The organism is Streptomyces sp. CNH287 (genome assembly GCF_000424825.1).
The window spans coordinates 219,503-244,882 of record NZ_AUKQ01000006.1 but is presented as its reverse complement, the minus strand read 5'-3'; the positions used below and the strand labels follow the sequence as shown (position 1 = coordinate 244,882).

Here is a 25,380-nt window from a genome sequence, read left to right as displayed (position 1 = left end):
GGTCAGCAACCATTGAGGCAGGACAGAGCGCGATCGTGCAGTAGCCCGATGCCGAGAGGTTCACGTATCGGCATCACGTATCCAGGGGCCGAGGAATGCCACAGCCAGAGAAGCAGCTCCATCCGGAGGAGTCCCCGCAAGCGTGGTTCGGAGCCGAGCTCCGCCTCCGTCGGAAAGCACACGACAAAATGTCGGCCCGCCAGCTCGGCAGACTCGTGCAGGCCAGCGACGACGTGATTCTCGCGATCGAGAAGGCCACGTACCCGAGCTGCCAACTGGAGCTGGTGAAGCGGCTCGACGCTGTCCTGGAGACGGGCGGAGTCCTTGAGAGAGCGTGGCCCATGGCGTTCGGCGATGCCGGGAAGAAGCGGGCTGATGCCGACAGAAAGGCCGTGCGCCCGGCGGACCGACCTGTCCAACTCGCGGCAGGCCGCATCCTGGATGGTGACGAGTCAGCACCACTTGCGAGGAGACCTGAGCCCGTGGACCGACGATCCCTCCTCCAGGCCGGGGGCCTCGCCGCCTTCGTCCCGACGGACCTCGTGCACCTGCTTTCACCGCAGACGCAGGGGGAGCCTCCCGCCACCATCCGGCCACTCGACATAGAACAGCTACGCGGAATCGCCAGCAGCATCCACGACTGGGACAACGCCTACGGCGGTGGCGGGATGGTCCGTGATGTCGCTGCCCGTGCCATGCGCTGGGCCGCTGGCCTGCTCCACGCGGAATGTGCCGATTCCCTGCGCCCGCAGCTGTTCGCGTCCGTCTCCCGCCTTGGCATCGCGGTGGGCGCGAGCGCGTTCGACTCTCACGCCCACGACGACGCTCGGCGGACGTTCACCTTCGCAGCCGACTGCGCTGAGGAAGCCAGAGAGTGGCACCTGCGTGCCAAGACGTACAGCCTGCTGTCCCGCCAGGCATCCTCTCTCAGCGACGGCGACGAGGCACTGACCTTCGCGGAGAAGGGGCTCGTCCGCTCCGATCGCATCACGGCCACGGAGCGCGCCATGCTCCAGACGGCACGCGCCAGAGCGTTCGCGAAGCTGGGCAACGTCAAAGAGACGATGACGGCGGTGGGACTGGCCGATGACGCCTTCTCCGACTCCCGACCGGACGAGGACCCGCCCTGGATGGCCTACTACGACCGCGCTCAGCACGCCGGTGACACCGCGCACGCGCTGTTCGATCTCGCCGTCCTCGCCGGGCAGGACCCGGGCCAGGCCCAACGACGCTTCTCCGACGCCGTCAACGGACACGATCACGCCTTCAAGCGGTCCAGAGCGCTCTCGCGTACCAAGTTGGCCTCGCTCACCATGGCCAAGGGCGATCCCCGTGAAGCTGCCCGGATCGGTCACAAAGCCCTCGACGAGGTCGGGCGCCTCACCTCCAAGCGGGCAATCGACGACCTGCGGCAGCTCGGACGGTTCGCGGGCGCCCATCCCGGAATCACCGACGCCCGTGACCTGCGCGAGCGGATCGCCGGTACCGTGAAGTCATGAGGACATCCGGTGCCTCGGGTGCTCGCAGCGTGCTGGAGAGGGCATGTGCGGCAGTCGGTCTTGACTCGGGCGAGGCGGAGCCGGTCCGCATCGCCGAGAACGAGACCTGGCGCCTCCCAGGCTCTGTGATCGCACGGATCACAAGGCCCGGCCAGGGCAAGGCTGCCCTCCGGGAAGTGCGCGTCGCCCGGTGGCTGGCGCAGCACGGCATCCCGGCGGTACGGCCTGGACCGGTCGATCAGCCCGTCGACATCGACGATCGGTCCGTGACGTTCTGGGAAGAACTCCCTCCCTACGAACCCGGATCGATGACCGACATCGCCGCGGTCCTCAAGCGTCTCCACTCGCTGCCACCCCCTGAGTTCGGCATCGGCCACCTGGACCCGTTCGTGCGCGTCGCGGAACGCGTCACCGAGGCGACGACGCTTCCCCAGGGCGACCGGGACTGGCTCACCAGCCGCTGCACCGAGCTGGAGGAGCAGTGGCACCGCCGACCAGTCGGCAAGGCCGATTCCGTCGTGCACGGAGACGCCTGGGACAGGAACATCGTGCGGACCGCTGGTGGACCCGTGGTGATGGACCTGGAGCGATTCTCGATCGGCCCTCCCGAATGGGATCTGGTCTCCACCGCGGTGAAGTTGACCACGACCGGTGGCGTGAGCAGGGACGAATACGCCGAGTTCTGCTCGGCCTACGGCACGGACGTCACGCGCTGGGAGGGTTACGCGCTCTTTGCCGGAGCCCGCGAGCTTCGGATGGCGACCTATGCCGCGCTGCACGCCGCCAGCAACCCGGACTGGCGCCGCCAAGCCCAGCACCGAGTGGACTGCCTCCGTGGGCGACTGGGGCCGAGGCCCTGGCAATGGACGGGGATCATGTAGCTTCCGCCGAGCCTTGGCTGGCCTGGACGATGTCGGCTGATGCCGTACACCCTGACTTCACAGGCAGGACGGAAGCGAGGGCGGCCACCCACGGCCCTGGTGCGTACGCCGAACACCTATCGGCGTCTTCCGAGCTGCTGAGTGGTGGGTACGGCGGCCGGTACGGGCTGGGTGCTCGACAGCTGCTGAGCAGTGGCCTGCTCCGGGATGGTCGTGCGTCGGCGGGCAGCTTCGGCGCGGCGGTTGGGGATGGGGTTGCGGCTGGTGTGCTGGATGCGGGTGATCAGGACGCGGGCGGGCTGGCGGGCGGTGTGCAGTTCGCGCTGGGCGGCGGCCTCCTTGAGGAGCCGGTGGGGTTTGTGCCCGCCTGCTTCGGCGTCGGCGAGGACCGTGGCGAGGGCGGGCCAACTGGGGTCGGTGAGGATGCGTTCGGCGTGGTCGGGAACGGCTGCGCGGACGTCGTTGGCCAGGGTGCGGCGGGCTTCTTCCTTCGGTCGGCGGTGCTCCAGTTCGGTGAGCGTGGGGGCGAGTGCGTGATCGGCTGCGGCCTGGAGGTGCTGGAGGGCCCGGCGGGCGGCGTCGGCCTGGTGGGCGTGGTGCTTCGACTCGTGCCAGCGTCGGGCGAGGATGGTCGACCAGACGAGGGCTGCCAGCAGCGCGGCGAGGGCGCTGCCGTCCCGGCCGGTGGCGGTGTTGACGATGTCGCGGGCCGCGATGCGCACAGCGTCGGCGGCGCGGTCTTCCGCCTGGATCTGGGATCGCTGGGCCCGGGCGAACGCCTTTGAGGCGGCTCGGAGTTCTGGGCGCAGGTTCTCGGGCGCGTTCTGTGCCGTGGCCTCGATCAGTTCGCCGAGGGCTGTGACATGTGCCTGGGCCCGCGCGTCTCCGCCGGTATCTCCGTCACTGGTGGTGTCGGGGAGTTCGACCTGGAGGGTTTCCAGGGCGTCGGTTGCCCGGTGCCAGACGGTGGTGGGCCGGTGCGGCGGGCGGTGGGGTGTTCCTCCGGCGCGCTGGTCTCCAGGCGAGCCCTCAGCTTGGGCAGGGTGAGGTCAGGGGCGATCTTCCCGCCGGGGTGGAAGATCTGTTCGCCGTCCTTGTTGAGGTCGTCGGGGCGACCGACGGCATAGCCGAGGAGGTCTCCGGAGGGGCCGCGGCGGGATTTGACCGCAAGGCCGTCGGCTTCCAGGTAGGCGAGCAGTTCCTCGGCGTTGGTGGCGTGCGGGATGGCTGCGCGGATGCGCTCCTCCAGCCACTGCTGGCTGGTCTGCTCCCAGTCCAGGCGCTTCGCCTTGTGCATCTCGGCCTGGGTCGGTCGACGGGTTCTGGTGCGGTCGCCCTTCTTCAGGCGGCGCAGGCCGTAGTCCTTCTCGATTTCGCGGCATGCGTCGCCGACTCGTATGCCGCTGTCGTGGAGCTTGGGTCGCCGGCCGTCTTCGCGGACTGTGGTGGCGAGGATGTGGATGTGGTCGTCTGCGTGGCGTACGGCGATCCAGCGGCAGGCCAGGTCGTCGCCTTCGGGGGCGATGCCGGCGGCGGCCACGATGCGCTGGGCGATCTCGCCCCACTCGACGTCGGAGAGGTAGCGGTCCTCGGGAGCCGTGCGGACGGGGCAGTGCCAGACGTGGTCGGTGATCTTATTGCCGAACTCACTGTTGCGCAGCCGTACGGGCTGGTCGAGGTGGTGCGCGAGCTGGGTGAGGGTGGCGTTCTCGCCGCGGCCGGGGTCGGGCATGCCGAGCATCGCGAAGGCGGCGACGATGTGCGGGTCGAGGTGCTCGTCGTCTCGGCCGGGCCCGTAGAGATAGGCGAGGAGGCCACGGGTCCTTGTCCCCGCTGCCTTAATGGCGGCGATCACGCGGAGGCTTCCTCGTCCGGGGCAGCGGGCCGACGCAGCGCCTCGGCGATCAGCTCCAGCATGTGGTGGAGTTCGTCGAGGCGCTGGCGGATGTCTGGCGGGGTGAGGTCGCTGTTGAGGGCACGGACGATCTGGTTGATGTTGACGCCGACGCGGTTGAGCTGGCGCAGGACCTGGGCGCGGAAGACCTGGGTGCGGCGGCGGTCCTCGGACAGCGGGAGGTTCGCGGTGAACCGGCCGGTGACGAAGGCGAGGACGATGTCGGCGGCGAAGCCGGATTCGCCCTTGTAGCCGTGTTCCGAAGCCAGTTTCTGGAGGCGGTCGCGTTCCTCGGGAAGGAAGCGCAGGGGGCGACGCGTTCGACGCGCTTGTCGCCGGTGAAGCGGCGGATCGCGGGGCGGACGTTCTTCACGACGGGCTCGCCTGTCGTGGGCTCGGCGGTACGGGAGGGGCGGAGGATCTCGCGCTGAGCGGCGTGGAGTGTGTCCGGGTCGGGGCCACCCTCGGCCCCGGCCTCCGGGCTCGGCGCCCCCTGGCGCTGGGCCGTCTCCGCCACCCCCGGGGCGGAGATCCCCGAAGACCGGCCTTGAGTCGGACTCGGGGTACTACTGGCTCCGCCAGGGGCAGGCCGTCCGAATGCGCGGCGCAACCGCCCCATCAGGGTCGTGGTCGTCAGCGGCAGCGGCTCGTCGGGGCTTCCCTCGGGGTGGTGCTGGTCGTGCATCACGGGCGTTCTCCGGGGAGGGCTGGAGGGCAGGCGGTTGCAGAGGGCCGGGGGCTTGGTGGGGAGACGGCCGGGCCCCCGGTCCACAGGTGTGGATAGCGGATGGCGAAGGGGTGACCGGGTGACCGGAAGGGTTCCGGTCACCCAGTGGGGCAGGCGGTCAGCCGCTGGCGGCAACGGTGATCCCGGCGGCTTCGAGTTCCGGCCGGAGGATCTCCATCACCTCGGTCTGCCGTTCGCTGCCGATCGTCAGCTCCCTCGCCTTCACGGCCTTTCGGAGAAGGTTCCGGGAGAGCTTGCGGTGCTCATAGGCGGCGGCTCGGCCGATCTCCGCAAGCTCCTCGATCGTGGCCTTGGGCGGGCGGCCACCACGCGGCCTGCTCTCCGAAACCTCGGAGGATGGTTCCGAGGGAGGGGTGCATACGGCGGTCGGGGGCTCAGCGGGGTGGACAGCTGCGGCCGGCGGCTCGGCCGGCCGGATAGGCACGGTGACCGGTGGTTCCGGCGCCTGTCCGGAACCTGCGCCCGGGTGGGCGGCCGGGCCGTCGACGAGCTGGTGAACCTGTCGCATCAGGACACCGAAGGCCAGCAGCGCGGCTGTCGGGGGAACAGCGGCGACCACGTAGTCGAGCCAGGGCACGGCGCCGGCGTCGCGGGTACCGCTGACCCCGGCCACATTCAGCGCGATGGAGCCGACCGATCCGATGGCGGTCACGCCTATGGCCCACCGGTCGGTGATCCGGCGTAGGCCCGCACGGAGCATGAGCAGCTCGCCCGCGACGATGAACGTGTCCAGCGTGGCGGGCCAGGCCCAGCGGCGCACTGGGGAGTCGCCCAATCCGTGTTGCCCGGCGACCTCGGCCAGATGTGCGTACGAGAGCCAGAATGCTCCGGCGGTGAGGGCCACGATGACGGCGCCTGCTGCAATCACCACGGACCGCTCGGCGTCCTGCTTCGTCATCGCGACCGGCCTTCGCCGGGTCGGCGAATCGGCGGCTTGCGGCGCTCGGGATGAAGCGGGGGTTGGGTGGTCAAGTGCGGATACTCCTGGGGTAGTCGTGGGCGGTGTCTTGGCAGTCTTGGCCGTTGCATGTGCAGGTCAGGGCCGTTACGGCAGCGGCCTCGGACCTCTGTCTCGGCAGCCCTGTCGGCGTCTTCCCGCCGGGGTCCCCTCCGGTGTGACCCTGACCGGCCGCTACAGCGCCATTGCGGCTTCCGTCTCGGCCGACAGGGCCGTGAACTGCGGTGATACGGCAGAGACCCCCAAGACGGTGGAAGACGGATCTGGGCAGCGTCTTGCGCGGACAGCGTGCCGGTCATGATCGCGTTGCCGTCTTGGCCCCGGCTGCCGTCTTGGCCCCGGCTGCTGTCTTGACCGCGTGCCACTTGACCTGCGGCATCACGTCAGGGACGGCAAGTACGGCAACCGGGGGTGCGAGGTCTCAGCCCTCGCTGGGTGCGGGGGCGGCGTCGACGGGGTGGACGGTGGGGCAGTAGCGCCGCCAAGCGTCGAGGAACTTGTTGCGCATGTACCCCTTGCGCTGCGTTCCGTCCGTCATACGTACGTTGCCGGACTTGATGCCGAACTCGCGCAGCATCGCACTGAGGTCACGGGCGGTCAGCCCGCTGCGCCCCCATTCCGCCCAGGGGCTCTCGGGGTCCTGGCGTAGATGGTGGAGGAGTTCCTCGGTGGAGAGGCTGTCGACCTCACGCTGGGCGGCGAAAACCCGGCGGATGTCGGCGAGGATCCGCGCACCGCTGGGGTGGTCCTCCTCGGCTGCCACTTCGGCGGCGACCATCCGCGCACATGCCGCGCGGGCCCGGCGTGGCCAAGACTCGGCGGCCAGGTCGGCGACGATCACCAGGGGCTCCCAGGTGTCGGCCGCGCGGTCCTCGACCGGCAGCTCCGGTTCCAGACCCGCGGCTTCATCGAGTAGCGGCCTCGCCCAGGCGGCGATGCGGTCGCGAAGATCATGCAGCGCGGGGATGTCGCGGCGGGAGCGGAAGGGCTTGACCTTCTCGCCCTCGGCCCTACGCCGCATACGGATCACCACCGACCTGTCCATGACCGTGTCGGGCAGGTCGCCGATCCCCGCGAGGGCCGCCATCGCGAAGGTGGCGAACCGGTGCGGGGTGTGATCGTTGCCGACGACCCGGGTGACGAACCGGTTGCGTTGGTGGCCCGCGTTGAGCAGGCCGCGCATCTCCTCGTTCTTCTCCGCCTGCTTCGGCGTGTCGAAGATGGTGTCCGCCTCGTCCACGAGGAGGGTGGGTGGCTCCTCGGTAATCGAGCGGAAGACCGCCGCCGGTGTGGGGTTGATCGTGAGCATCGGCTCATGCACCGTCTCGGTCAGCACGTCCAGCAGTCTCGACTTGCCGCACCGCTTCGCCGGTCCGACCACCGCGAGCCGTGGCGCGTGCTGCCACGCGGGCTGCAGATGTGTCGCCGCCACCCACAGCGTGACCGCGTCCAGTGCCTCCGCCGAAGGCAGGATCACGAACTTGGCTATCTGCGACCGCAGTTCGTCCAGCAGTTCCGAGCCGTCCGTCGGCTCGGGATCAGGCTCTACCTCCTCATCCGCAGGCCGGTCCGTCGAGAGCGGGTCTGAGGTACTGCCGTCGGTGGTCGCGCCGACTTCATCTGCGTGGCAGCCAGGTCTGCCGGGAGTGGCGACCGGCGGCCACGAAGTCTTGCTCGGCTCGGAATAGGGCTCGGGTCCGGCAGGTTCCACAGGGCAGCTCCTCGTCTGGCGGTGGCGGGCTTGCGCGCCCTTGCCGCCGAGTTGGTTCTTCACGGGCCGTTCGGGGTTGCTGGGGCCTCCGGCGTTGCGCCGCCGGGGGCCCGTCCCCTTCTCGCGGGCACCAGGCCGTCGCGGGGGAACACGGACCGTACGTCCATCCCCGGCAACAGTCCAGCGCTTCTGTGTCAGCTCAGCGCAGAACCGCCTGCTACGGTGCCGCCCCTTCAAGCCGCCATCCCCAGCAGGCCGAGCAGATCCGCGGTCACGACCCGATAGGCGTTGCCGAGCCGCAGCACCTTGCACGGGTACGCACCCCGCTTCGCCAACTCGTAGCCTTTGCTGCGTCCGAGCCCCAGCGCCCGGTTACTTGTGTCCAGATCAATAGCCACCGGAAGGGCCAGCAGCTCCTCCCGGCTCATCCCCTTCGAGCCCTTCGCGGGTCCGGCCGTCGCGTTTTCGCGCATGCAGTGCGTCCCTTTCAGCACAGCCCTCGGCGAACGTGGCCCTCACGTTCGGCTCCAGGCGTCTACCAACCATCTTCGGGAAGCTAATGTGTCTGTATGACACAGTGCAGTTTGGATGCTGATGAGGACGACGTCCCGGAGTGGGCGGACCGGGTCAAGGCCAACGTCGCCGGCGAAGTCCGGCGGAGAAGGAGGGAGATGGGGTGGAGCGCGCAGGAGCTGGCGGACGCGTGCGAGCGGCTCGGTCACCCCATCCCGCGCAACGTGATCGCCAACATGGAGTCGGGGCGCCGGGCCAACCTCCCGCTGGTGGACGTCATGGTCCTGGCCGCGGCCCTGGACACGTACCCGGTCTGCCTGATCTTCCCGGTCGGATACGTCGAGCAGACCCAGGAACTCCCCTTCCACGACCTCATCCCCACCTGGGACGCCCTGCGGCGCTTCACCGGCGAGCAGGAGGTGTCCATGTACGACGCGGGCCTCGTCCCCGAATTCGAGCACCACGCCAGCCTCGTACGCACCGCCCTCGCCTCGCTGGAAGAGGAAGAACAGGCACGGTTCACCACCAGGACGGCAACCACCCGCGCCCAGCAGGAAGAAGCCGAGCGCAAGCGAACCAAGTACGCCGACCAGGCCACCTCCGCCAAGTACACCCTTCGCCACCTACGCCGCGAACTCCGCGAGGAGGGCGCTACCCCACCCGACCTGCCACCCGCACTGGGCGACGTCGACCCACCAGAAACCGAACCCGGAACCACCCCGGAGGAACGCCTTTGAAGGGCTCCACCTACCGCCGCTGCTCCTGCCGCGACCCCAAGACCGGCAAGGAACTCGGCTCCTCCTGTCCCAGGCGAAACAGCAGGAACCACTGCACCTACTCCATACGCCAGGAGCTGCCGCCTCACGAGGACGGCCGCCGACGCTCCTTCGCCCGAGGCGGGTACGGCAGCCTCAAGGCCGCGCAGGCCGATCTCGACCACGTACGCGCCCTGCTCGGGCTCGCTGACGGCGACGACCCCGAGGGCGTTCAGCTGATCGCCGAAATGCTGGCCGAGGTCAGCCGCGACAAGCTGCCCGTCCCCGACGTGGAGGAGACCCGGCGGCGACTCAAAGCCGGGCAGGACTTGGTCGGCAGCCTCACCGTGGGCGAGTGGCTGGACAGGTGGCTAGCGGGCAAGCGCATCCGGAAGTCAGGCATCAGCCGCTACGAGACCGACATCCGGGTGCACCTCAAGCCCCGCATCGGCGGCCGGCGCCTCGACCGGCTGCGTGTGAGCCACCTCAGCGAGATGTTCACCGCCATCGCCGACGCCAACGCCGAACTCCTGGAGCAGAACGCCCAGCGGCGCGCGGCGGTAGAAGAGCTTGCGACCATCCCGTGGAAGGGCGCAAGGAACCGGGCCCGCCGCAAGGCCATGAAGGCGGCGATCGCCGCGATGCCTCCCTTCCGCCGCGTCACCGGGCCCTCCACGCGCCAGCACATCAAGGCCACGCTCCGCGCCGCCCTGAACGACGCGATCGGCCAGCAGATCATCACGTTCAACCCGGCAGCCCACGTCGAGATCGACCCCGTCCGTCGGCCGAAGGCGCTGGTGTGGACGGACGAGCGGGTCGCCAGGTGGCAGCAGACCGGCGAGAAGCCCTCCCCCGTCATGGTCTGGACACCGGAACAGACCGGCGCCTTCCTCGACTTCGTCGCCGAAGACCGCCTGTACGCCATGTGGCACCTGATCGCCTTCCGCGGCCTGCGACGCGGTGAGACGTGCGGGCAGCCCTGGTCGGAGACCAACCTCGACCGGCACTCCCTCACCGTGATCGGCCAGCTCGTACAGGACGGCTGGGAGGTCGAGGCGTCCGAGCCCAAGACGGACAGCGGCTTTCGCGTCGTCGCCCTCGACGACGACACGGTCCGCGTCCTCAAGCGCCACCGCAAGCAGCAACAGGCCGACCGCGTCGAGTGGGGGTCAGCCTGGGTGGAGACGGGTCTGGTCTTCACCCAGGAAGACGGCTCCTGGCTGCACCCCGGCAAGGTCACCGACCTCTTCGAACGCCTCGTCGCCGCCTCCGGCCTCCCGCCAATCCGGCTCCACGACCTCCGCCACGGCGCGGCCACGCTCATGCTCGCCGCCGGCGTCGACGTCAAGATCGTGTCCGACACCCTCGGCCACAGCGACACCCGGATCACGCGGGACATCTACCAGAGCGTCCTCCCTCACGTCGGCAAGAACGCCGCCGAGGCCACCGCCAAGCTGGTGCCGCTCCAGCGGAAGGCAGAGGCGGAAGAGGCCGCGCGCAAGGCGGAGAAGGCCCGCAAGAAGGCCAAGCGAGCCAAGAAGGCGCAGGCCGAGGGCAAGAGGAAGAGCAAGCGAAAGAAGTCCAAGCAATAGGGTTCGCGGCTCCTCCGTGCACGGAAGCCACCTTCGCAGCATCTCGACCGCCGCCCCTGAACCATCCGGAAAGACTTGGGCACAAGATCGTTACCGAGATCGAACGGGCCTACCGCACCGGCGCCCCCAACGAAGCCGACTGGGCACCGATTGACCCATCCAGTGCTAGACCGCCTTGAAGCCCGCCGCGGCCCTCTGAGCATGAGACTCGACCTCATCCACGCATGCAGCAGTCCCCTACTTCCCCGGCCGCGAGCCGACGGGACCACCGGAGATGCGACTTCCCCCACTGCAGCGCGACCTCTCCTATAGGCTTTCCGAGTCAGGTGACGGCCCTTCAGAACGGGTGGTGGATGTCCACTGTCGACGCTGCTCTGCGTGAGATCGAAGGACTGTGCAGGGCCGTCAAGCCTGACCAGGCGCAGGATCTGGCCAACGGGTTGATAGGGAGCCTTCCCATCCATGACCTGGCCGAGTGGGAGGCCCGGATTCGGACCGTGTTCACACACGCATTCCTGAAGAAACGCCGGAACGCCCTGCTGGCCCGTCTCGACGAGAAGCTGCACGGGCCGCCACCCTCGGAGGCGCTGGCGCCCGAAGAGTTGGCGCAGGTCGAGACCGCAGAGGAGGGCTGGCTGGAGGAGTTCCTTGAGGCCCTCCAAGATCTCAGCGACCGGCACATCTTCCAGTGGTCTACCTATTACCGGAACCGCCTCGCCGAGGATTTCACCTCCTTCCTAGACCGTCTGGCGGGCCAGGAAGAAGCCAGGACGCTGCTCCCAAAGATCGCCCTCGCCCTGTCCGGACACGCGCAGGACATCTTCCAGAAGGGCTTCAACTATCAGATCGGACAGGGCGAGTCTGAGCAGTACGCCCTGGTGAAATCACTCAATGGCCTGCAGCGGTTCCTCGACCTGCCTATCGAGTTCTACTCCACGCGCCTGCCCACCGCCATGGACCTCGAATCAGCACGCGACCTCCGCGCTCTGAACTCCTGCATGCTGTTCAGCATCATCGTGGGTTACGCCCGAGTCGACTTCGGCAACCTCACCGGGCGGGACGTCCTCCTGGATCACACACGGGCCTGGTTCCACACGCTGCCCTTCCTTGTCATGGACGATGTGCTCCTACTCCAGCAGCAGATCGGCCGCAAGCACGTTATTCACGGCCTGCTGAGCAGCGTCCTGCCTACCGTGTCAGCGTTCGATCGGTTGGGCGTCAATCGCCAGCACGTACCGCTGCCGGCCCTGTCCCAGTACTCCCTAGCGGAGCAGCGACTCGACATTTCTCTCCGCCCGTCCACCCGGTCGCCATACCAGCAAATGATCGAGGTGCAGTGCTACCTCGACGGTGGCTATGTCAACCGACGCGACCTGGAGGAGGCCCACAGGCGAGGGGTCGCCGTCATCGTGGCGCCGCTTCCGTCCGACCTACGGGCCTTCATCGAGCAGGACGGGCGGCTGAGAGAGGCTGTCGTCGTCCCAGGGGAGCCCGCCTCCGAGTCCATCGCACAGACACGCGACCAGGTACTCGAGCTCCTGGTGGGCCGCTCCTACCGGCAGGGCACCGCGTCTGTGCGCAACCAGCGCCTCCAGGTCAACCTGGCCCGCGACTTCCCGCTGGAGGAACCCGGCAAACTCAGGTACTACCGCGTGCACCGGCACAGCGTGCACGATCTACTCCGGACCTTCGAGAGTCGCAACGGTGTTCGACTCTGGTGCAGTGTGCGGCGCAGCGGCAAGACCACCGCTGGCTTCGATCTCGCCTCGACGACCGGGGAGGCGGTCGTGGTCAGCCAGACCTGCTCCTCCACTGGTGAACTCGCCAACGACGGCGACTGCTACGAGCGTATCTGCGACGCCCTAGACGAGGGCCGTCGGATTCCCGGCACGTTCTTCGCGCGGCTGGTCAACCACTGTGCGGACGGCGCGGCGCCGGACAGCAGGCGCACAGTGTTCGTCCTCGACGAGTACGAAACCCTCTTCGGGGTCCTTGAACAAGCCCTAAGGCGTGACCCCGGCATGAGGTACACGGTGGTCCAGCCCCTTCTCAACCAGATGGTCCAGTTCGCCAGGGAAAACCTTCTGGTGTTCCTCGGGCAGCAGCCTGACGCACATTTCATCTTGATGGAACAGAATCAGCTCAGTCCGTACGTCCGTCAGGATCCCTTCCCGCTGTTCGCACACGAAAGCGGCTCGGAGGACAGCGAGTTCGCCCGGTTCATGCAGAAGGTGCTGAGCCAGCAAGTGTCCCTGGACGCAGGCTTCATCGACTCTGTCTACGCGGAGACGGCTGGCCACCCGTGGCTCACCGTGAACCTGCTTCGCGACTTCGTCGACTTCCTCATCAAGCAGGAACGGCGTCAGTCCGACCTGCACCTCAAGCAGGAAGATGCCACGGAGTTCGCCGAACTGCGGCTACGCGTGAGCCACATCGCACGCAGCCGGGAGTACGAATTCTTCCGGAGGGCGGCCTCCGAGGCGATGGGTGAGCGTCAAGGCACGGATACGGTATGGCTGCGCTCTGTGTACCGCTGTCTGAGTGAGATCGTTCGCGCTTCACCGGAGAGCATGCGATGCAGCATGAACGACTTCACCGAAATCGTCGCGCGGCTCGGTCCGAGTACCGGGATCACCGCGGACCGCCTGCTGTCCAGTGCAACGGAGAGCAACTTCCTCAACCACGACGACGAATGGGTCTGGCCCAAGATCCGTCTGCTGGGCCGAATCGCCGCGACTACCCAAGGAGAAGTGGCCGCATGATCCCTACGACCTTCGCCGACGAGCAGCTCCCACCAGGCCGCCTTGCCGCCGAGATCAGGGACCGGCTCGCCGCGTCGGACAGTGAGCTCAGCGGGTTCTGGTTCCAGGTTCGCGAGAACCGGGCCGACTACGCCCGAGAGGTACAGGAACACCTCGCGGGCCATCCCGTCGTGGTCTTGGTGGTGCGCAAGACCCGCTTCGACAACACCAATGCAGTACTCGACGATTTCGTCGAACTGCTCCAGAACAACCAAGAGGCTTGTGAAAAGCACCTGATCGGCAACGACACCTCAGACCGGCGGGCAGTGGTCCTGCTGGCGCGCAGCACTCTGGATTTCCCCCAAATCTCCTCCCCGGTCAGCCTCCCGGTTTGGTTTCCGCGACTCGGCGGCCGACTGGCCACGGTCATGATCGAGGACCTCACCTGGCGCATCGCCTGCCCTCTCAACTCGGAAGAAGCTTCCGTCGACCAGCTCTGCCACCTCATATTTGCCCTGGAAGGGGCCATGCTGGAGCGGCTCCAGTCGGTGCACGCGCGGAACAAGTCGGTAACGGCCAGTTTCTGGGACCGGGTGAAGCGCGACGAGGACACGTACGGATCCTTTGGTGACTTCCTCGAGAGTGTACGACACGCACGACGCGAGGTACTCAACCCGTCCTCATACCGTCCCAGCGTGCGGCACGGCAATTCCCTGCTGGCCCGCATCTGGGGCAATACGCAGGCTACCTCCCCCGATGCCATAGGCCGCCTAGCCAAGGCCCTCGCCCGCGCCCTGGCACTCCCCAACGGGCTGGCCCTTCCCTGGCACCGCAGCATCGTTGCCGTTCTGGTCCGCCCCAACACCCCTACCACCCCAGACCCTCAGACCCTCTTCACCACCAGCCTACTGACCACGGTCCTCGCCACCTGTCAACTGATCACGGCTGCCGCGCACGCCGATGCCTACCCCAGCTACCCGATACCCCTGATCCGCTCGACATCCTTCGACCTCCGCCAAACCCTGGCCGACGCCAGGCGGACCTTCATCACCCTGGACCCATACACGGGATGACCGAGTCCTGCCCGGTGTCCCCCTTGGTGGGCCGAAGGAATCCCGAAGTGGGATACGGGGTGATCGCCATGGGACATGGCCTCCTTACTCGATCACCATGCTGCGATGACGGTTAGGCAGGGCTCAGGATTGAGTCGGGGTAGGTGGCTACACCGACCGGCAGGACATGAGGCTCGCAGAGAACCTTCAGTAGAGCGCTATCGCATCTACGACGACGGCTGGTCCCGCGATATAGGCATGGACGTCCTCGGACGGCAGATTTAGCTGCAGCTCACTTACTACATCTCTCACGACTTCGTCGATTTGAGTCATGAGCGTGCGCCGCATCATGTGTTCCCAGCCGTGAAGTAGCCATTCCTCGGCACCAAAATACCCTTCGTCACCTCCTGGGATCAGCCGCCTAATGCTTCCGAGAACGCGAACATCACCCTCGACCCTGTTGGCTGACGCGTCATCGATGAAGTGGTCAGGTCGCACGTTGATGTAGACCTTGTGCGGCAAGGATGAATCCGCCAACTCCAACAAGATCGGAATGGGGAGCAGCTCATTCCTCAGGTAGACCTGCCTGAACTGCTCGACAACTGGAAGGTCATCGGCACTGAAGTTGAGGATGCTGTCCAGGTCCCCTTCCGCAGCCTCCATGAGTCGACGAAAGATAAAGAACATCTTGCCGGCCAGACTCGCTGCGGTGATGCGTGTGCGTCCTTCGATCTCAATGAGGGCATCTCTTGTGAGAGCTGTATCACCTTCTGGGTTGACCGTGACTGCGGACTCGGCGATCAGTGAGTCGATCACCTTGCTCACCGTGGCGAGTTCCCTCGGCTGCAGGCTGTAGGTCGACTGGCGCTCTACATCGGTACCCACAGAGGCGTCCAATCCAAGGCCGGAGATGCTGGCTTTTCCGCCTCCGGACCTCTTGCGCACAGTCTTCTCAACGACCTCCGCCTGGCTGGGCGCTATGGGAATTTCGTGGTACTCCGCCTGAGCGAGCAGAGTTTCAGTGTCGAGGTAGATGGGTGACCGCAGTGCCATAGAGAAGAGTGTCGCACTTTCCTCTGACAACGAGAGATCGCGAGCTGTCGGTTGCTATGTGCTGCGTCTTCCGACTGTCTGGGTTCGGCCGCCCGGCGATTCATTGCAGGCTGTTCCTGGTGGGCGACACTGGGTCACGAAGCTCACGCGCTCACGCATCGCTCACGCAAGCAAACCGACGGCACCACAGACGTGAGAGGTGTCGCGCCCTGAGCAAGCAAAAACCCCAGGTCACGGGGTGTGTGACCTGGGGTTTGGTGGAGCCGCCTGGGGGAGTCGAACCCCCGACCTACGCATTACGAGTGCGTCGCTCTGGCCGACTGAGCTAAGGCGGCTTGCTGGTGCTCCGGCAAGCGGGCGCAGCGGGAACAGTTTACACAGGTCTGCGGGGTGGTCCGACCGCCTTTCGCGGGGGGGCGCGCGGAGGGGCGTGCGGGCGGGGTCAGGTGCAGCGCTTGCCGTCGTCGGGGGCCTTGCCGTCCAGGAGGTAGCCGGTGATCGCGGAGTCGATGCAGTCGTTGCCCATGAACGCCGTGTGCCCGTCGCCCTCGAAGGTCAGCAGCCGGGCCGAGGACAGCTGGCCCGCCAGGCCCTGGGCCCAGATGTACGGGGTGGCCGGGTCGCGGGTGGTGCCGACGACGACCATCGGCGCCGCGCCGTCGGCCTCGATGTGATGCGGCTCGCCCGTGGGCTCCTGCTGCCAGTAGGCGCAGCCCAGGGAGGCCCAGGCGAAGCCGCGGCCGAAGACGGAGGACGCCTTCTCGAACTCGGGCACCGCCTTCTCCACCTCCTCCGGGCCGGAGAAGGCGGGCGGCAGGTCCAGGCAGTTCACCGCCGGGTTGGCGAACATGATGCTGCCGTAGCTGCCGTCCGGCTCCCGCTCGTAGTAGCCGTCGGCCAGGGCGAGCAGGCCCCTGCCGTCGCCCTTCATCGCCGCCGACAGCGCCTCGCGCAGCTGCGGCCAGAGCGCCTCGGCGTACATCGACTGGATCACGCCGGTGGTGGCCAGCGACTCGGTGAGCGTGCGCGGCCCGCCGGTGGCCACGGGCTTGGCGTCGGTCTTCTTGAAGAAGGCGCTCAGCCTGGCCGCCGCGTCCTTGGCGCTCTTGCCGCCCAGCGGGCAGTCGGAGCGGCGGACGCAGTCCTTGGCGAACGCCTCGAAGGCGGTGTCGAAGCCGCCGGTCTGCTGCACGTTCAGCTCGTGGGCGGTCAGCGAGGGGTCCATCGCCCCGTCCAGTACGAGGCGGCCGGTGTTCTTGGGGTAGAGCCCGGCGTAGGTGGCGCCGAGGAAGGTGCCGTACGACGCTCCGTAGTAGTACAGCTTCCGGTCGCCCAGCGCCGCGCGCAGCACATCCATGTCGCGGGCCGCCTCGATCGTGGAGACGTGCCCGAGCAGGCCGCCGGAGCGCTGCTCGCAGCCCTTGGCGAAGCCCTGGTACGCGTCGACCAGCGCGTCCGTCTCCGCGGCGTCGTCCGGGGTCTGGTCGACCCGCGTGTAGGCGTCCATCTCGCGGTCGGAGAGGCACTCGACGGGCTCGCTGCGGGCCACTCCGCGCGGGTCCATGCCCACCAGGTCGTAGCGCTCGCGCAGTTCGGCCGGGAAGCCGATCGCCGCCGCCTGCTGGAGGTAGTCGATCGCGGAGCCGCCCGGACCGCCCGGGTTGACCATCAGCGAGCCGATGCGCTCCCCGTCCCCGCCCGCCTTCTTACGGGAGACCGCGAGCTCAAGGCGCGCGTCGTCGTCCGGCTGCTCGTAGTCGAGCGGGACCCGCAGGGTGGTGCACTGGAAGCCGGGGGCTCCGCAGTCGCGCCAGGTGAGCTTCTGCTCGTAGTAGGGCGCCAGCTCGGCGGGGACCTTGGCGGGAAGCGCCTTGAGCGGCTCGGCGCCGCCGCCGGGCTCGCGGGTGGTGGTGGGGGCGGCGTCCTTGCGCCCGCCCTCGCCCTCCGAGTCCCCGTCGCCGCCCCCGGACGAGCAGCCCGGGACCAGCAGCACGGCCGCCACCAACAGGGTCGAGGTCGTCCGGAGGAGTCGCCTGGTGTCCATTGCGCCCAATCCCTAGCAGTGCGGCACCGTACAGGCGCCGGAGGCGTCGCGCGTGCGGGGTCTCATGATCGCTCACGAGCGTATCCGGACGGGGTGTCAGCCCGCCCGTAGCGACATCGCCAGTGCCTCGACCGCGAGCAGCGGCGCGACGTTCCGGTCGAGGGCCTGGCGGCAGTCGAGGATGGCCTCGATACGCCGCAGCGTGTGCTCCGGTCGGGACGCGGCGGCGAGCCGCTCCACCGCCGGCCGGACCTCGTCGTTGGCCAGCGCGACGCCAGAGCCCAGCTGCCGCGCCAGCACGTCGCGGTAGAAGCTCGTCAGGTCGGTGAGGGCCAGGTCCAGGGAATCGCGCTGCGTCCGCGTCGCGCGCCGCTTCTGGCGGTCCTCCAGCTCCTTCATCGCCCCCGCCGTCCCGCGCGGCATCCGCTTCCCCTCGGCGCCGCCCAGCGCGGCACGCAGCGCCTCCGTCTCCTGGGTGTCCCGCTCGTCACCGGCCTGCTTGGCGTCCTCCGCCGCGGCGTCGACCAGCTCCTGCGCGGCCTTCAGCGCCTCCCCCACATCTGCCACCCGCCCCGGCAGCCGCAGCACGGCGGCCCGGCGCTCCCGCGCCCGCTCGTCGGTGGCGAGCCGGCGGGCCCGCCCGATGTGGCCCTGCGTGGCGCGGGCGGCGACGGCGGCCGTCTCCGGCTCGATGCCGTCGCGCCGCACCAGCACCTCGGCGACGGCCTCCACGGGCGGCGTACGCAGCCCCAGCGTGCGGCAGCGCGACCGGATCGTGGGCAGCACGTCCTCCGTGGAGGGCGCGCAGAGCAGCCAGACCGTACGGGGCGCGGGCTCCTCGACGGCCTTCAGCAGGACGTTCCCCGCGCCCTCGGTGAGCCGGTCGGCGTCCTCGATGACGATGACCTGCCAGCGCCCGCCCGCCGGAGAGAGCTGGGCCCGGCGCACCAGCTCCCGGGTCTCCTTGACGCCGATGGTGAGCAGGTCCGTACGGACGAACTCGACGTCGGCGTGCGTGCCCACCAGCGTCGTGTGGCAGCCGTCGCAGAAGCCGCAGCCGGGCCGGCCGCCGAGCGCGCGGTCGGGGCTGACGCACTGCAACGCCGCCGCGAAGGCGCGCGCGGTGGTGGACCTGCCGGAGCCTGGCGGCCCGATGAACAGCCAGGCGTGTGTCATGGACGAGCCGCTGAGCGCGCTCCCACCGGCGGCCGGGGCGCCGCCGGTGGCGTACGCGTCCGCGTCCCGGGCGGCGGCGGCCAGCTGCGTGATCACGCGGTCCTGCCCGACCAGGTCGTCCCATACCGGCATGGCTCTCCCGACTGCGTACGCCGCTGCTCCGCTGCTCCACGGCCCGGACACGCCGTACGGACCGCACCGGACCCATTGTGCGCGACGCCACTGACACACCGCGCCGCGCACACCGCGCCGCACCGGCGCCCGGCCCTGCGGTCAGCGGCGGCGGCGCCCGTCCTCCGCGCCGTCCTCCGCGCCGTCCTCGCGCCGCTCCTCGTCCGCGTCCTCGCGCGGGCCGAGCAGTTCGTCGGCCAGCGTCGGCATGTCGTCCAGCGGGGTCTCCTCGGCCCACTCGGGACGGCGCCGCCGCGCGCCGGGCTGCGGGGTGCCGCCGCCCGGCACCGCGTCCTCCGGCAGCTGCGGCAGCTCCCGGGTGCGCTCCGCCTCTCCCGGGCCCTCCGGCCGCACGGCCGGCATGACGGTCGTCTCGTCCTCCTGCGGGGCGACGCGCGGGATCTGGACGGTCTGCGCCGCGTCGGCGTCGGTCTGCGGGCGCGGCACCTCCTGGGTGCTCTCGGCATCCGAGTCGTCCGGTCCGCCGACGACGGGGATCTGCGCCGTGGACGCGTTGTCCGGGTGCGCGCGCTCACGCTCGGCCGCCTCCGCGGCTGCCGCCTCGGCCCGGGCCGCCTCCACCCGGGCCGCCTCGGCCGCAGCGGCGGCTGCCGCCTCCGCCTCGCGCTCGGCCGCACGGACCCGCTCCGCCCGGAGCAGCGCCTCCTCGGCCTTGCGCTGCTTCTCCAGGCGCCGTTCGTTGGCCTCGGCGCGCAGCCGGGCCTCCTCCTCGGCACGGCGGCGCAGCCGCTCCTGCTCCTGGCGGCGCTGCTCCTCCTCGGCCTCACGCCGCTTGCGCTCCTCCTCGGCGCGCAGCCGGGCCTCCTCGGCCGCCTGCCGAGCCTCCTCGGCACGGCGGGCCTCCTCGCGCTGCCGCTCCAACTCGGCCTCGCGGCGCTTGCGCTCCTCCTCCTCTGCGCGCAACCGGGCGATCTGCGCCTGCCGTTCGCGCTCGAGGCGCTCCTCCTCGGCCTTGCGCGCGGCCTCCTCCTCCGCCAGCCTGCGGGCCTCCTCCTCGGCCGCGCGGCGCGCCTCCTCGCGGGCCTTGATCTCGGCCTCGGAGAGCGGCAGCACCTGGTCGAGCCGGTGCCGGACGACGGTGGTGACGTCCTCCGCCTCCTGCCCGGCGTCCACGATGAGGTAGCGCGCGGGGTCGGCGGCGGCCAGCGCCAGGAATCCGGCGCGCACCCGCTGATGGAACGAGTGGGACTCCGACTCCAGCCGGTCCGGCGCCTCGGTGAAGCGCTCCCGGGCCGTCTCCGGCGAGATGTCGAGCAGCACCGTCAGGTGCGGGACGAGGCCGTCCGTCGCCCAGCGGGAGATCCGCGCGACCTCCGTCGGCGACAGCTCGCGGCCCGCGCCCTGGTAGGCGACGGAGGAGTCGGTGTAGCGGTCCGAGACGACGACGGCGCCGCGCTCCAGCGCCGGACGGACCACCGAGTCGACGTGCTCGGCGCGGTCGGCGGCGTAGAGCAGGGCCTCGGCGCGGTCGGAGAGACCGGCCGAGGAGACGTCCAGCAGGATGGACCGCAGGCGCTTGCCGATGGGGGTCGCGCCCGGCTCTCGGGTGACCACGACCTCGTGGCCCTTGTTCCGTATCCACTGGGCGACGGCCTCGACCTGGGTCGACTTGCCCGCGCCGTCGCCGCCCTCGACCGCGAGGAAGAAGCCCTGCGCGGCGGGCGCCTGGGTGGGGCCGGAGCCGCCGAAGGCGTCCCGCAGGTCATGCCGCAGCGGCACGCCGGCACGGTCGTCCGCGCGGCCCAGCAGGAGCGCCGCGACGGGCAGCAGCAGGGCGCCGACGAGCATCAGGGTGAAGGCGGCGCCGCCGTGCGCGAAGACGAAGGCGCCGTTCTCCATGCGGTGCGGGCCGATGACCCCGGCCAGCAGCGGGGCGATGACGGCGGCCAGCGCGATCGAGAGCCGGACGACCGCCTGGAGGTGCTCCGTCGTACGGGGCACCCGGAACGTCTCGGTCTCCTGCTCGAGCAGCGTGTGCCCGGTGTGCGCGGCGACGCCGGCGGTGATTCCGGCAGCGAGGACGAGCGCCAGCACCGTCGCCGGATCGGGGGTGAGGCCGGCCGCCAGCAGCACGATGCCGGTAACCCCGATGGCCAGGGCGAGCAGCCTGCGCCGGGAGAGCGCGGGCAGCGTACGGGGCGCGAGGCGGATGCCCGCGGCGGTGCCGCCCGTGAGCGCGAGGACGAGCAGCCCGAAGCTGACCGGGCCGCCGCCCAGGTCCGCGGCGTGCAGCGCGGCGAGGGAGACGGCGGCGGCGATGGCGGCGGCGATGGCCGCGCAGGCGACGACGAAGAGCGGGAGGGAGCCGGTGCGCCCGCGGTCCGGGACCTCGCCCGAGCGGGGGCGGCGCAGCCCTTCCAGCGGCGAGCGCGGGCGCGGCGTCTCGGTCTCCGGCAGCTCCAGGAAGTAGAGGACGGAGAGCGAGGCGGCGAACAGCCCGGCGGCCACGTAGGAGGCGAGGGCCACCTGGTGCGTGTCGAACCAGTCGATGCCGGCGCCGAGCAGGTTGCTCACGAGCGTGACGGCGACCAGCGCGGCGGCGGCGACCGGGAGGGCGACGAAGCCCGTACGCAGCCACAGCCGCCGCAGGGCGTCCTGATGGTCCGGCAGGGGGCGGACGGCCGCACCCTCGGGGGGCGGCGCGGGGAGCAGCGCCGGGGCGGCGCCGTCCTTGGCCACCGTCCAGAAGCGCTCGGCGACGCCCGTCACGAAGACGGTGACGAGGAGGACGGCGAAGGCGCTCGACGGGGTCCAGTCGATCCACAGCGGGGCGATGATGAGGGCGACGGCACGGAAGCCGTCGGCACCGATCATCGTCCAGCGGCGGTCGAGCGGGCCGCCGGGTGCGGTCAGCGTGGAGAGCGGGCCGAGCAGTACGGCGCCGAAGAGGAACGTCGCCAGCATCCGGGTGCCCAGGACCGCCGCGACGGCGAACGCGAAGCCCTGGTAACCGCCGCCGAAGACCGCCTCACCGCCGACGAGCGGGGCGAGGTCGGCCGCTTGGAGCGCGAGCAGCAACAGCACAAGGACGGCGAGCGCGTCGCCGATCCCCCCGGTGAACTGGGCGCTCCACAGCCGCCGGAGCGGCCCGTAGCGCAGGAGTGCCCGCACGGCGCGCTCACGGGACTCCGCAGCGAGGGCGTCGTCTGCGGCGGGCCCGCCGGGGGCCACGCCTGTTGGCTGCTCTGCACGCGTCATCCTGCCAGCGTATAGCCAGCCGCCGACACGGAGCGGCCCCGCCCGAACAATTGGGCGGGGCCGCGGCCGGACCTGCGCGGACCGTTCGACGGGCTACTCGGGCGGACTACTCGGCCGGCGGGGCCTCGCCTGCGGCGCTCTTCGCCGCGGCCGTCTTCTTGGCGGGGGCCTTCTTGGCAGCGGTCTTCTTCGCCGCCGTCTTCTTGGCCGCAGCCTTCTTCGCCGGGGCCTTCTTGGCGGGTGCCTTCTTGGCAGCGGTCTTCTTCGCCGTCGCCTTCTTCTTGACCGGCCCCTTCGCCCGCTTGTCGGCCAGCAGTTCGTACGCCCGCTCGGCGGTGATCGTCTCGACCTCGTCGTCCCGGCGCAGCGTCGCGTTGGTCTCACCGTCGGTGACGTACGGGCCGAACCGGCCGTCCTTGACGACCACCGGACGCTCGCTCGCCGGGTCGGTGCCCAGCTCCTTGAGCGGCGGCTTGGCCGCGGCCCGGCCGCGCTGCTTGGGCTGGGCGTAGATCGCCAGCGCCTCGTCCAGCGTGATGGTGAAGAGCTGGTCCTCGGACTCGAGCGAGCGCGAGTCCGTCCCCTTCTTCATGTAGGGCCCGTAGCGGCCGTTCTGCGCGGTGATCTCGGTGCCCGACTCGGGGTCCGTACCGACGACGCGGGGCAGGGACAGCAGCTTGAGCGCGTCCGCCAGCGTCACCGAATCGAGGGACATCGACTTGAAGAGGGAGGCCGTACGCGGCTTGACCGCGTTCTTGCCCGTCTTCGGCGTGCCCTCGGGCAGCACCTCGGTGACGTACGGGCCGTACCGCCCGTCCTTGGCGACGATCTGCCGCCCCGTCTCCGGGTCCGCGCCCAGTTCGAAGTCGCCGCTCGGCTTGGCGAGCAGCTCCTCGGCGTAGGCGACGCTCAGCTCGTCCGGCGGGAGGTCGTCGGGCACGTCGGCGCGCTGGCCGGGCTCGTCCGGGTTCTCCGACGGCTTCTCCACGTACGGGCCGTAGCGGCCCACGCGCAGCATGATGCCGTCGCCGATGGGGAACGAGGAGATACCCCGCGCGTCGATCGCGCCGAGGTCGGAGACCAGTTCCTTGAGGCCGCCCAGGTGGTCGCCGTCGCCGTTGCCCGAGTCGGCGGCCGTTCCGGCGGCTGCTCCGGCGGTGCCGGGGGCGTCCTCGCCCTCGCCGACGCCGAAGTAGAAGCGCCGCAGCCAGGGCACCGACTCGGCGTCGCCGGCCGCGATCTGATCGAGGTCGTCCTCCATCTTGGCGGTGAAGTCGTAGTCGACCAGGCGGCCGAAGTGCTTCTCCAGCAGGCCGACGACGGCGAAGGAGAGGAAGGAGGGCACCAGCGCGGTGCCCTTCTTGAAGACGTAGCGGCGGTCGAGGATGGTGCCGATGATCGAGGCGTACGTCGAGGGGCGGCCGATCTCCCGCTCCTCCAGCTCCTTGACCAAGGTGGCCTCGGTGTAGCGGGCCGGGGGCTTGGTGGCGTGCCCGTCGGCGGTGATCTCCTGGGCGCTCAGCGCGTCGCCCTCGGTGACCTGCGGGAGGCGGCGCTCGCGGTCGTCCAGCTCGGCGTTGGGGTCGTCGGCGCCCTCGACGTAGGCCTTGAGGAAGCCGTGGAAGCTGATGATCTTGCCGGTGGTGCTGAACTCGGCGTCCCGGCCGTCCGAGCTGCGCCCGCCGGCCTTCACGGTGACCGACTGGCCGGTCGCGTCCTTCATCTGCGAGGCCACGGTCCGCTTCCAGATCAGCTCGTAGAGCTTGAAGCGCTCACCGGTGAGGCCCGTCTCGGCCGGCGTGCGGAAGCGGTCGCCGGAGGGGCGGATCGCCTCGTGCGCCTCCTGCGCGTTCTTGACCTTGGCGTTGTACGTACGCGGCTTGTCCGGCAGGTAGTCGGCCCCGTAGAGCTGGGTGACCTGGGCGCGGGCGGCGGCGATCGCGGTGCCCGAGAGGGTCGTGGAGTCGGTGCGCATATAGGTGATGAAGCCGTTCTCGTACAGCTTCTGCGCCACCTGCATGGTCACCTTCGCGCCGAAACCGAGCTTGCGGCTCGCCTCCTGCTGGAGGGTGGTCGTGCGGAAGGGGGCGTACGGGGAGCGGCGGTACGGCTTGGACTCGACCGAGCGGACCGAGAACGCGGTGTCCGCCAGCGCCGCGGCCAGCCCGCGGGCGGCGGCCTCGTCCAGCTGGAGCACCCGCGCGGTGGCGCTGGCGCTCTTGAGCTGCCCGTCGGAGCCGAAGTCCCGGCCCTGGGCGACGCGCCGCCCGTCGACGGCGGTCAGCCGCGCGCCGAAGGTGCCCGGGTCGGAGGCGTCGCCGGTGCGGCCCGTCGCGAAGGTGCCGGTCAGGTCCCAGTACTCGGCGGTGCGGAAGGCCATCCGCTCCCGCTCCCGCTCGACGACGAGCCGGGTGGCCACGGACTGGACCCGGCCCGCCGAGAGCTTCGGCATGACCTTCTTCCACAGGACAGGCGAGACCTCGTACCCGTAGAGGCGGTCCAGGATGCGGCGGGTCTCCTGGGCGTCGACGAGCTTCTGGTTCAGATCGCGCGGGTTGTCGACGGCGGCGCGGATGGCGTCCTTGGTGATCTCGTGGAAGACCATCCGGCGGACGGGGACCTTCGGCTTGAGTACCTCCTGGAGGTGCCAGGCGATGGCCTCGCCCTCCCGGTCCTCATCCGTGGCCAGGAAGAGTTCGTCCGACTCGGCCAGCAGCGACTTGAGCTTCTTGACCTGGTCCTTCTTGTCACTGTTGACCACGTACAGCGGCTCGAAGTCATGGTCGACGTTCACGCCGAGGCGGGCCCAGGGCTCGCCCTTGTACTTGGCCGGCACCTCGGCCGCGCCGTTCGGAAGATCGCGGATATGCCCGACGCTGGCCTCGACAACGTAGCCGGGGCCGAGATAGCCCTTGATCGTCTTGGCCTTGGCGGGCGACTCTACGATCACGAGTCGGCGCCCGCCGTTCGCGGTCTCGCTGGTCGGGGACAACTTCGCTCTTCTCTCCGGTCGGCATCGGTGTCGCTGTGTCGCTGCGGAGTGTGACGGTACCTCCCGCCCCCATGTCAAACGGGAAAAGTCCACAACGCCACTCGAACGGTAACCCGACAACCGCCATTCCTGCCGCCTCGAAGACCGGACGCGGTCAGGCGGAGAGCAGCATCCAGACACCTCCGACGGCCGCCAGCACACCGAAGCCGCCGGTCAGCGCCACGGCCAGACCCGGCGGCACCCCCTCGGCGACGGGCTCGTGCCGCCACGCGCGTGTCGCCGTCCACAGCAGCAGTCCGGCGCCGAAGGCGGCGAAGGACGCTCCGGCCAGGACCGCGGGTCCGCTTTCCATGCGGGCCACCCTGGCACCCGCGGTGGACG

General features: G+C 69.8%; 15 protein-coding genes, 1 tRNA gene and 2 pseudogenes. 6 read left to right on the top strand and 12 right to left on the bottom strand.

The window, feature by feature from the left end; translation table 11 throughout:
* Positions 1-188 precede the first annotated feature (188 nt).
* Together H299_RS33305 and H299_RS33300 are read left to right on the top strand one after the other, a co-directional pair.
* The gene (locus H299_RS33305) at positions 189-1,499 is read left to right on the top strand and encodes an NsdA family TPR-like regulatory protein (RefSeq protein WP_486587225.1); all 1,311 of its coding nucleotides are present in this window, start codon (positions 189-191) and stop codon (positions 1,497-1,499) included.
* The gene (locus H299_RS33300) at positions 1,496-2,380 is read left to right on the top strand and encodes an aminoglycoside phosphotransferase family protein (RefSeq protein ID WP_027748369.1); all 885 of its coding nucleotides are present in this window, start codon (positions 1,496-1,498) and stop codon (positions 2,378-2,380) included. Before H299_RS33305 ends, H299_RS33300 begins: the two co-directional genes overlap by 4 nt.
* Positions 2,381-2,496: 116 nt before the next feature.
* Here the strand turns inward: H299_RS33300 and H299_RS33295 are convergent.
* The 5 genes and pseudogenes from H299_RS33295 to H299_RS0110415 form a co-directional block, all read right to left on the bottom strand.
* Positions 2,497-4,235, bottom strand: a pseudogene (locus H299_RS33295) (relaxase/mobilization nuclease domain-containing protein).
* A pseudogene (mobC, locus tag H299_RS38240) lies at positions 4,232-4,791 on the bottom strand (plasmid mobilization relaxosome protein MobC). Before mobC ends, H299_RS33295 begins: the two co-directional pseudogenes overlap by 4 nt.
* Before the next feature lie 328 nt (positions 4,792-5,119).
* Positions 5,120-5,920, bottom strand: a complete 801-nt coding sequence (locus H299_RS33290) for a DUF2637 domain-containing protein (protein WP_037758468.1) — start codon at positions 5,918-5,920, stop codon at positions 5,120-5,122.
* Between the two features lie 481 nt (positions 5,921-6,401).
* Positions 6,402-7,691 (bottom strand): DUF3631 domain-containing protein, encoded by a 1,290-nt coding sequence (locus H299_RS0110420; RefSeq protein ID WP_027748367.1) that lies wholly within the window; start codon positions 7,689-7,691, stop codon positions 6,402-6,404.
* Between the two features lie 233 nt (positions 7,692-7,924).
* A complete protein-coding gene (locus tag H299_RS0110415; RefSeq protein WP_027748366.1) occupies positions 7,925-8,164 on the bottom strand; it encodes a hypothetical protein in 240 nt (79 codons plus the stop codon).
* Between the two features lie 96 nt (positions 8,165-8,260).
* Between H299_RS0110415 and H299_RS0110410 the strand changes: the two genes are divergently transcribed.
* The 4 genes from H299_RS0110410 (at position 8,261) to H299_RS0110395 (ending at position 14,365) form a co-directional block, all read left to right on the top strand.
* Entirely contained in the window at positions 8,261-8,941 is a 681-nt protein-coding gene (locus tag H299_RS0110410) for a helix-turn-helix domain-containing protein (protein ID WP_486587224.1), read from the top strand.
* Positions 8,938-10,551, top strand: coding sequence for a site-specific integrase (locus H299_RS0110405; protein ID WP_027748364.1), 1,614 nt, complete (start codon positions 8,938-8,940; stop codon positions 10,549-10,551). Before H299_RS0110410 ends, H299_RS0110405 begins: the two co-directional genes overlap by 4 nt.
* A 353-nt stretch (positions 10,552-10,904) precedes the next feature.
* Complete coding sequence (locus tag H299_RS0110400; protein WP_027748363.1) at positions 10,905-13,313, top strand: hypothetical protein; 2,409 nt, start codon at positions 10,905-10,907, stop codon at positions 13,311-13,313.
* Positions 13,310-14,365, top strand: coding sequence for a hypothetical protein (locus H299_RS0110395; RefSeq protein ID WP_027748362.1), 1,056 nt, complete (start codon positions 13,310-13,312; stop codon positions 14,363-14,365). The genes H299_RS0110400 and H299_RS0110395 overlap by 4 nt, the downstream gene beginning before the upstream one ends.
* 186 nt (positions 14,366-14,551) lie before the next feature.
* On the opposite strand, the gene H299_RS0110390 is transcribed toward H299_RS0110395, so the two are convergent.
* The 7 genes from H299_RS0110390 to H299_RS0110360 all read right to left on the bottom strand — a co-directional run bounded on the left by H299_RS0110390 (position 14,552) and on the right by H299_RS0110360 (position 25,351).
* Positions 14,552-15,397, bottom strand: coding sequence for a DUF6414 family protein (locus H299_RS0110390; RefSeq protein ID WP_027748361.1), 846 nt, complete (start codon positions 15,395-15,397; stop codon positions 14,552-14,554).
* A 258-nt stretch (positions 15,398-15,655) separates the two neighbouring features.
* Positions 15,656-15,732: transfer RNA gene (locus H299_RS0110385), tRNA-Thr, on the bottom strand.
* A 107-nt stretch (positions 15,733-15,839) separates the two neighbouring features.
* Entirely contained in the window at positions 15,840-17,441 is a 1,602-nt protein-coding gene (locus H299_RS0110380) for an alpha/beta hydrolase (protein WP_027748360.1), read from the bottom strand.
* A 96-nt stretch (positions 17,442-17,537) separates the two neighbouring features.
* On the bottom strand, positions 17,538-18,749 hold the full coding sequence (locus H299_RS0110375; protein WP_027748359.1) for a DNA polymerase III subunit delta': 1,212 nt from the start codon (positions 18,747-18,749) through the stop codon (positions 17,538-17,540).
* A 141-nt stretch (positions 18,750-18,890) separates the two neighbouring features.
* Positions 18,891-22,007: a dTMP kinase gene (gene tmk, locus H299_RS0110370; protein WP_027748358.1), complete on the bottom strand. Its 3,117-nt coding sequence runs from the start codon at positions 22,005-22,007 to the stop codon at positions 18,891-18,893.
* A gap of 106 nt (positions 22,008-22,113) precedes the next feature.
* Positions 22,114-24,999: a type I DNA topoisomerase gene (gene topA, locus H299_RS0110365; RefSeq protein WP_027748357.1), complete on the bottom strand. Its 2,886-nt coding sequence runs from the start codon at positions 24,997-24,999 to the stop codon at positions 22,114-22,116.
* Positions 25,000-25,153: 154 nt separating this feature from the next.
* Positions 25,154-25,351 carry a hypothetical protein gene (locus H299_RS0110360; RefSeq protein ID WP_027748356.1) on the bottom strand — a complete coding sequence of 66 codons (198 nt, stop codon included), beginning with the start codon at positions 25,349-25,351 and terminating at the stop codon, positions 25,154-25,156.
* Between the last annotated feature and the right edge of the window lie 29 nt (positions 25,352-25,380).

Coding starts and splice junctions, on each gene's coding strand:
- H299_RS0110375 (WP_027748359.1), bottom strand. CDS start 18,749: ATGCCGGTATGGGACGACCTGGTCGGGCAGGACCGCGTGATCACGCAG.
- H299_RS0110390 (WP_027748361.1), bottom strand. CDS start 15,397: ATGGCACTGCGGTCACCCATCTACCTCGACACTGAAACTCTGCTCGCT.
- H299_RS0110410 (WP_486587224.1), top strand. CDS start 8,261: ATGACACAGTGCAGTTTGGATGCTGATGAGGACGACGTCCCGGAGTGG.
- tmk (WP_027748358.1), bottom strand. CDS start 22,007: ATGACGCGTGCAGAGCAGCCAACAGGCGTGGCCCCCGGCGGGCCCGCC.
- H299_RS0110415 (WP_027748366.1), bottom strand. CDS start 8,164: ATGCGCGAAAACGCGACGGCCGGACCCGCGAAGGGCTCGAAGGGGATG.
- H299_RS0110400 (WP_027748363.1), top strand. CDS start 10,905: ATGTCCACTGTCGACGCTGCTCTGCGTGAGATCGAAGGACTGTGCAGG.
- H299_RS0110380 (WP_027748360.1), bottom strand. CDS start 17,441: ATGGACACCAGGCGACTCCTCCGGACGACCTCGACCCTGTTGGTGGCG.
- H299_RS33305 (WP_486587225.1), top strand. CDS start 189: ATGTCGGCCCGCCAGCTCGGCAGACTCGTGCAGGCCAGCGACGACGTG.
- H299_RS33290 (WP_037758468.1), bottom strand. CDS start 5,920: ATGACGAAGCAGGACGCCGAGCGGTCCGTGGTGATTGCAGCAGGCGCC.
- H299_RS33300 (WP_027748369.1), top strand. CDS start 1,496: ATGAGGACATCCGGTGCCTCGGGTGCTCGCAGCGTGCTGGAGAGGGCA.
- H299_RS0110395 (WP_027748362.1), top strand. CDS start 13,310: ATGATCCCTACGACCTTCGCCGACGAGCAGCTCCCACCAGGCCGCCTT.
- H299_RS0110360 (WP_027748356.1), bottom strand. CDS start 25,351: ATGGAAAGCGGACCCGCGGTCCTGGCCGGAGCGTCCTTCGCCGCCTTC.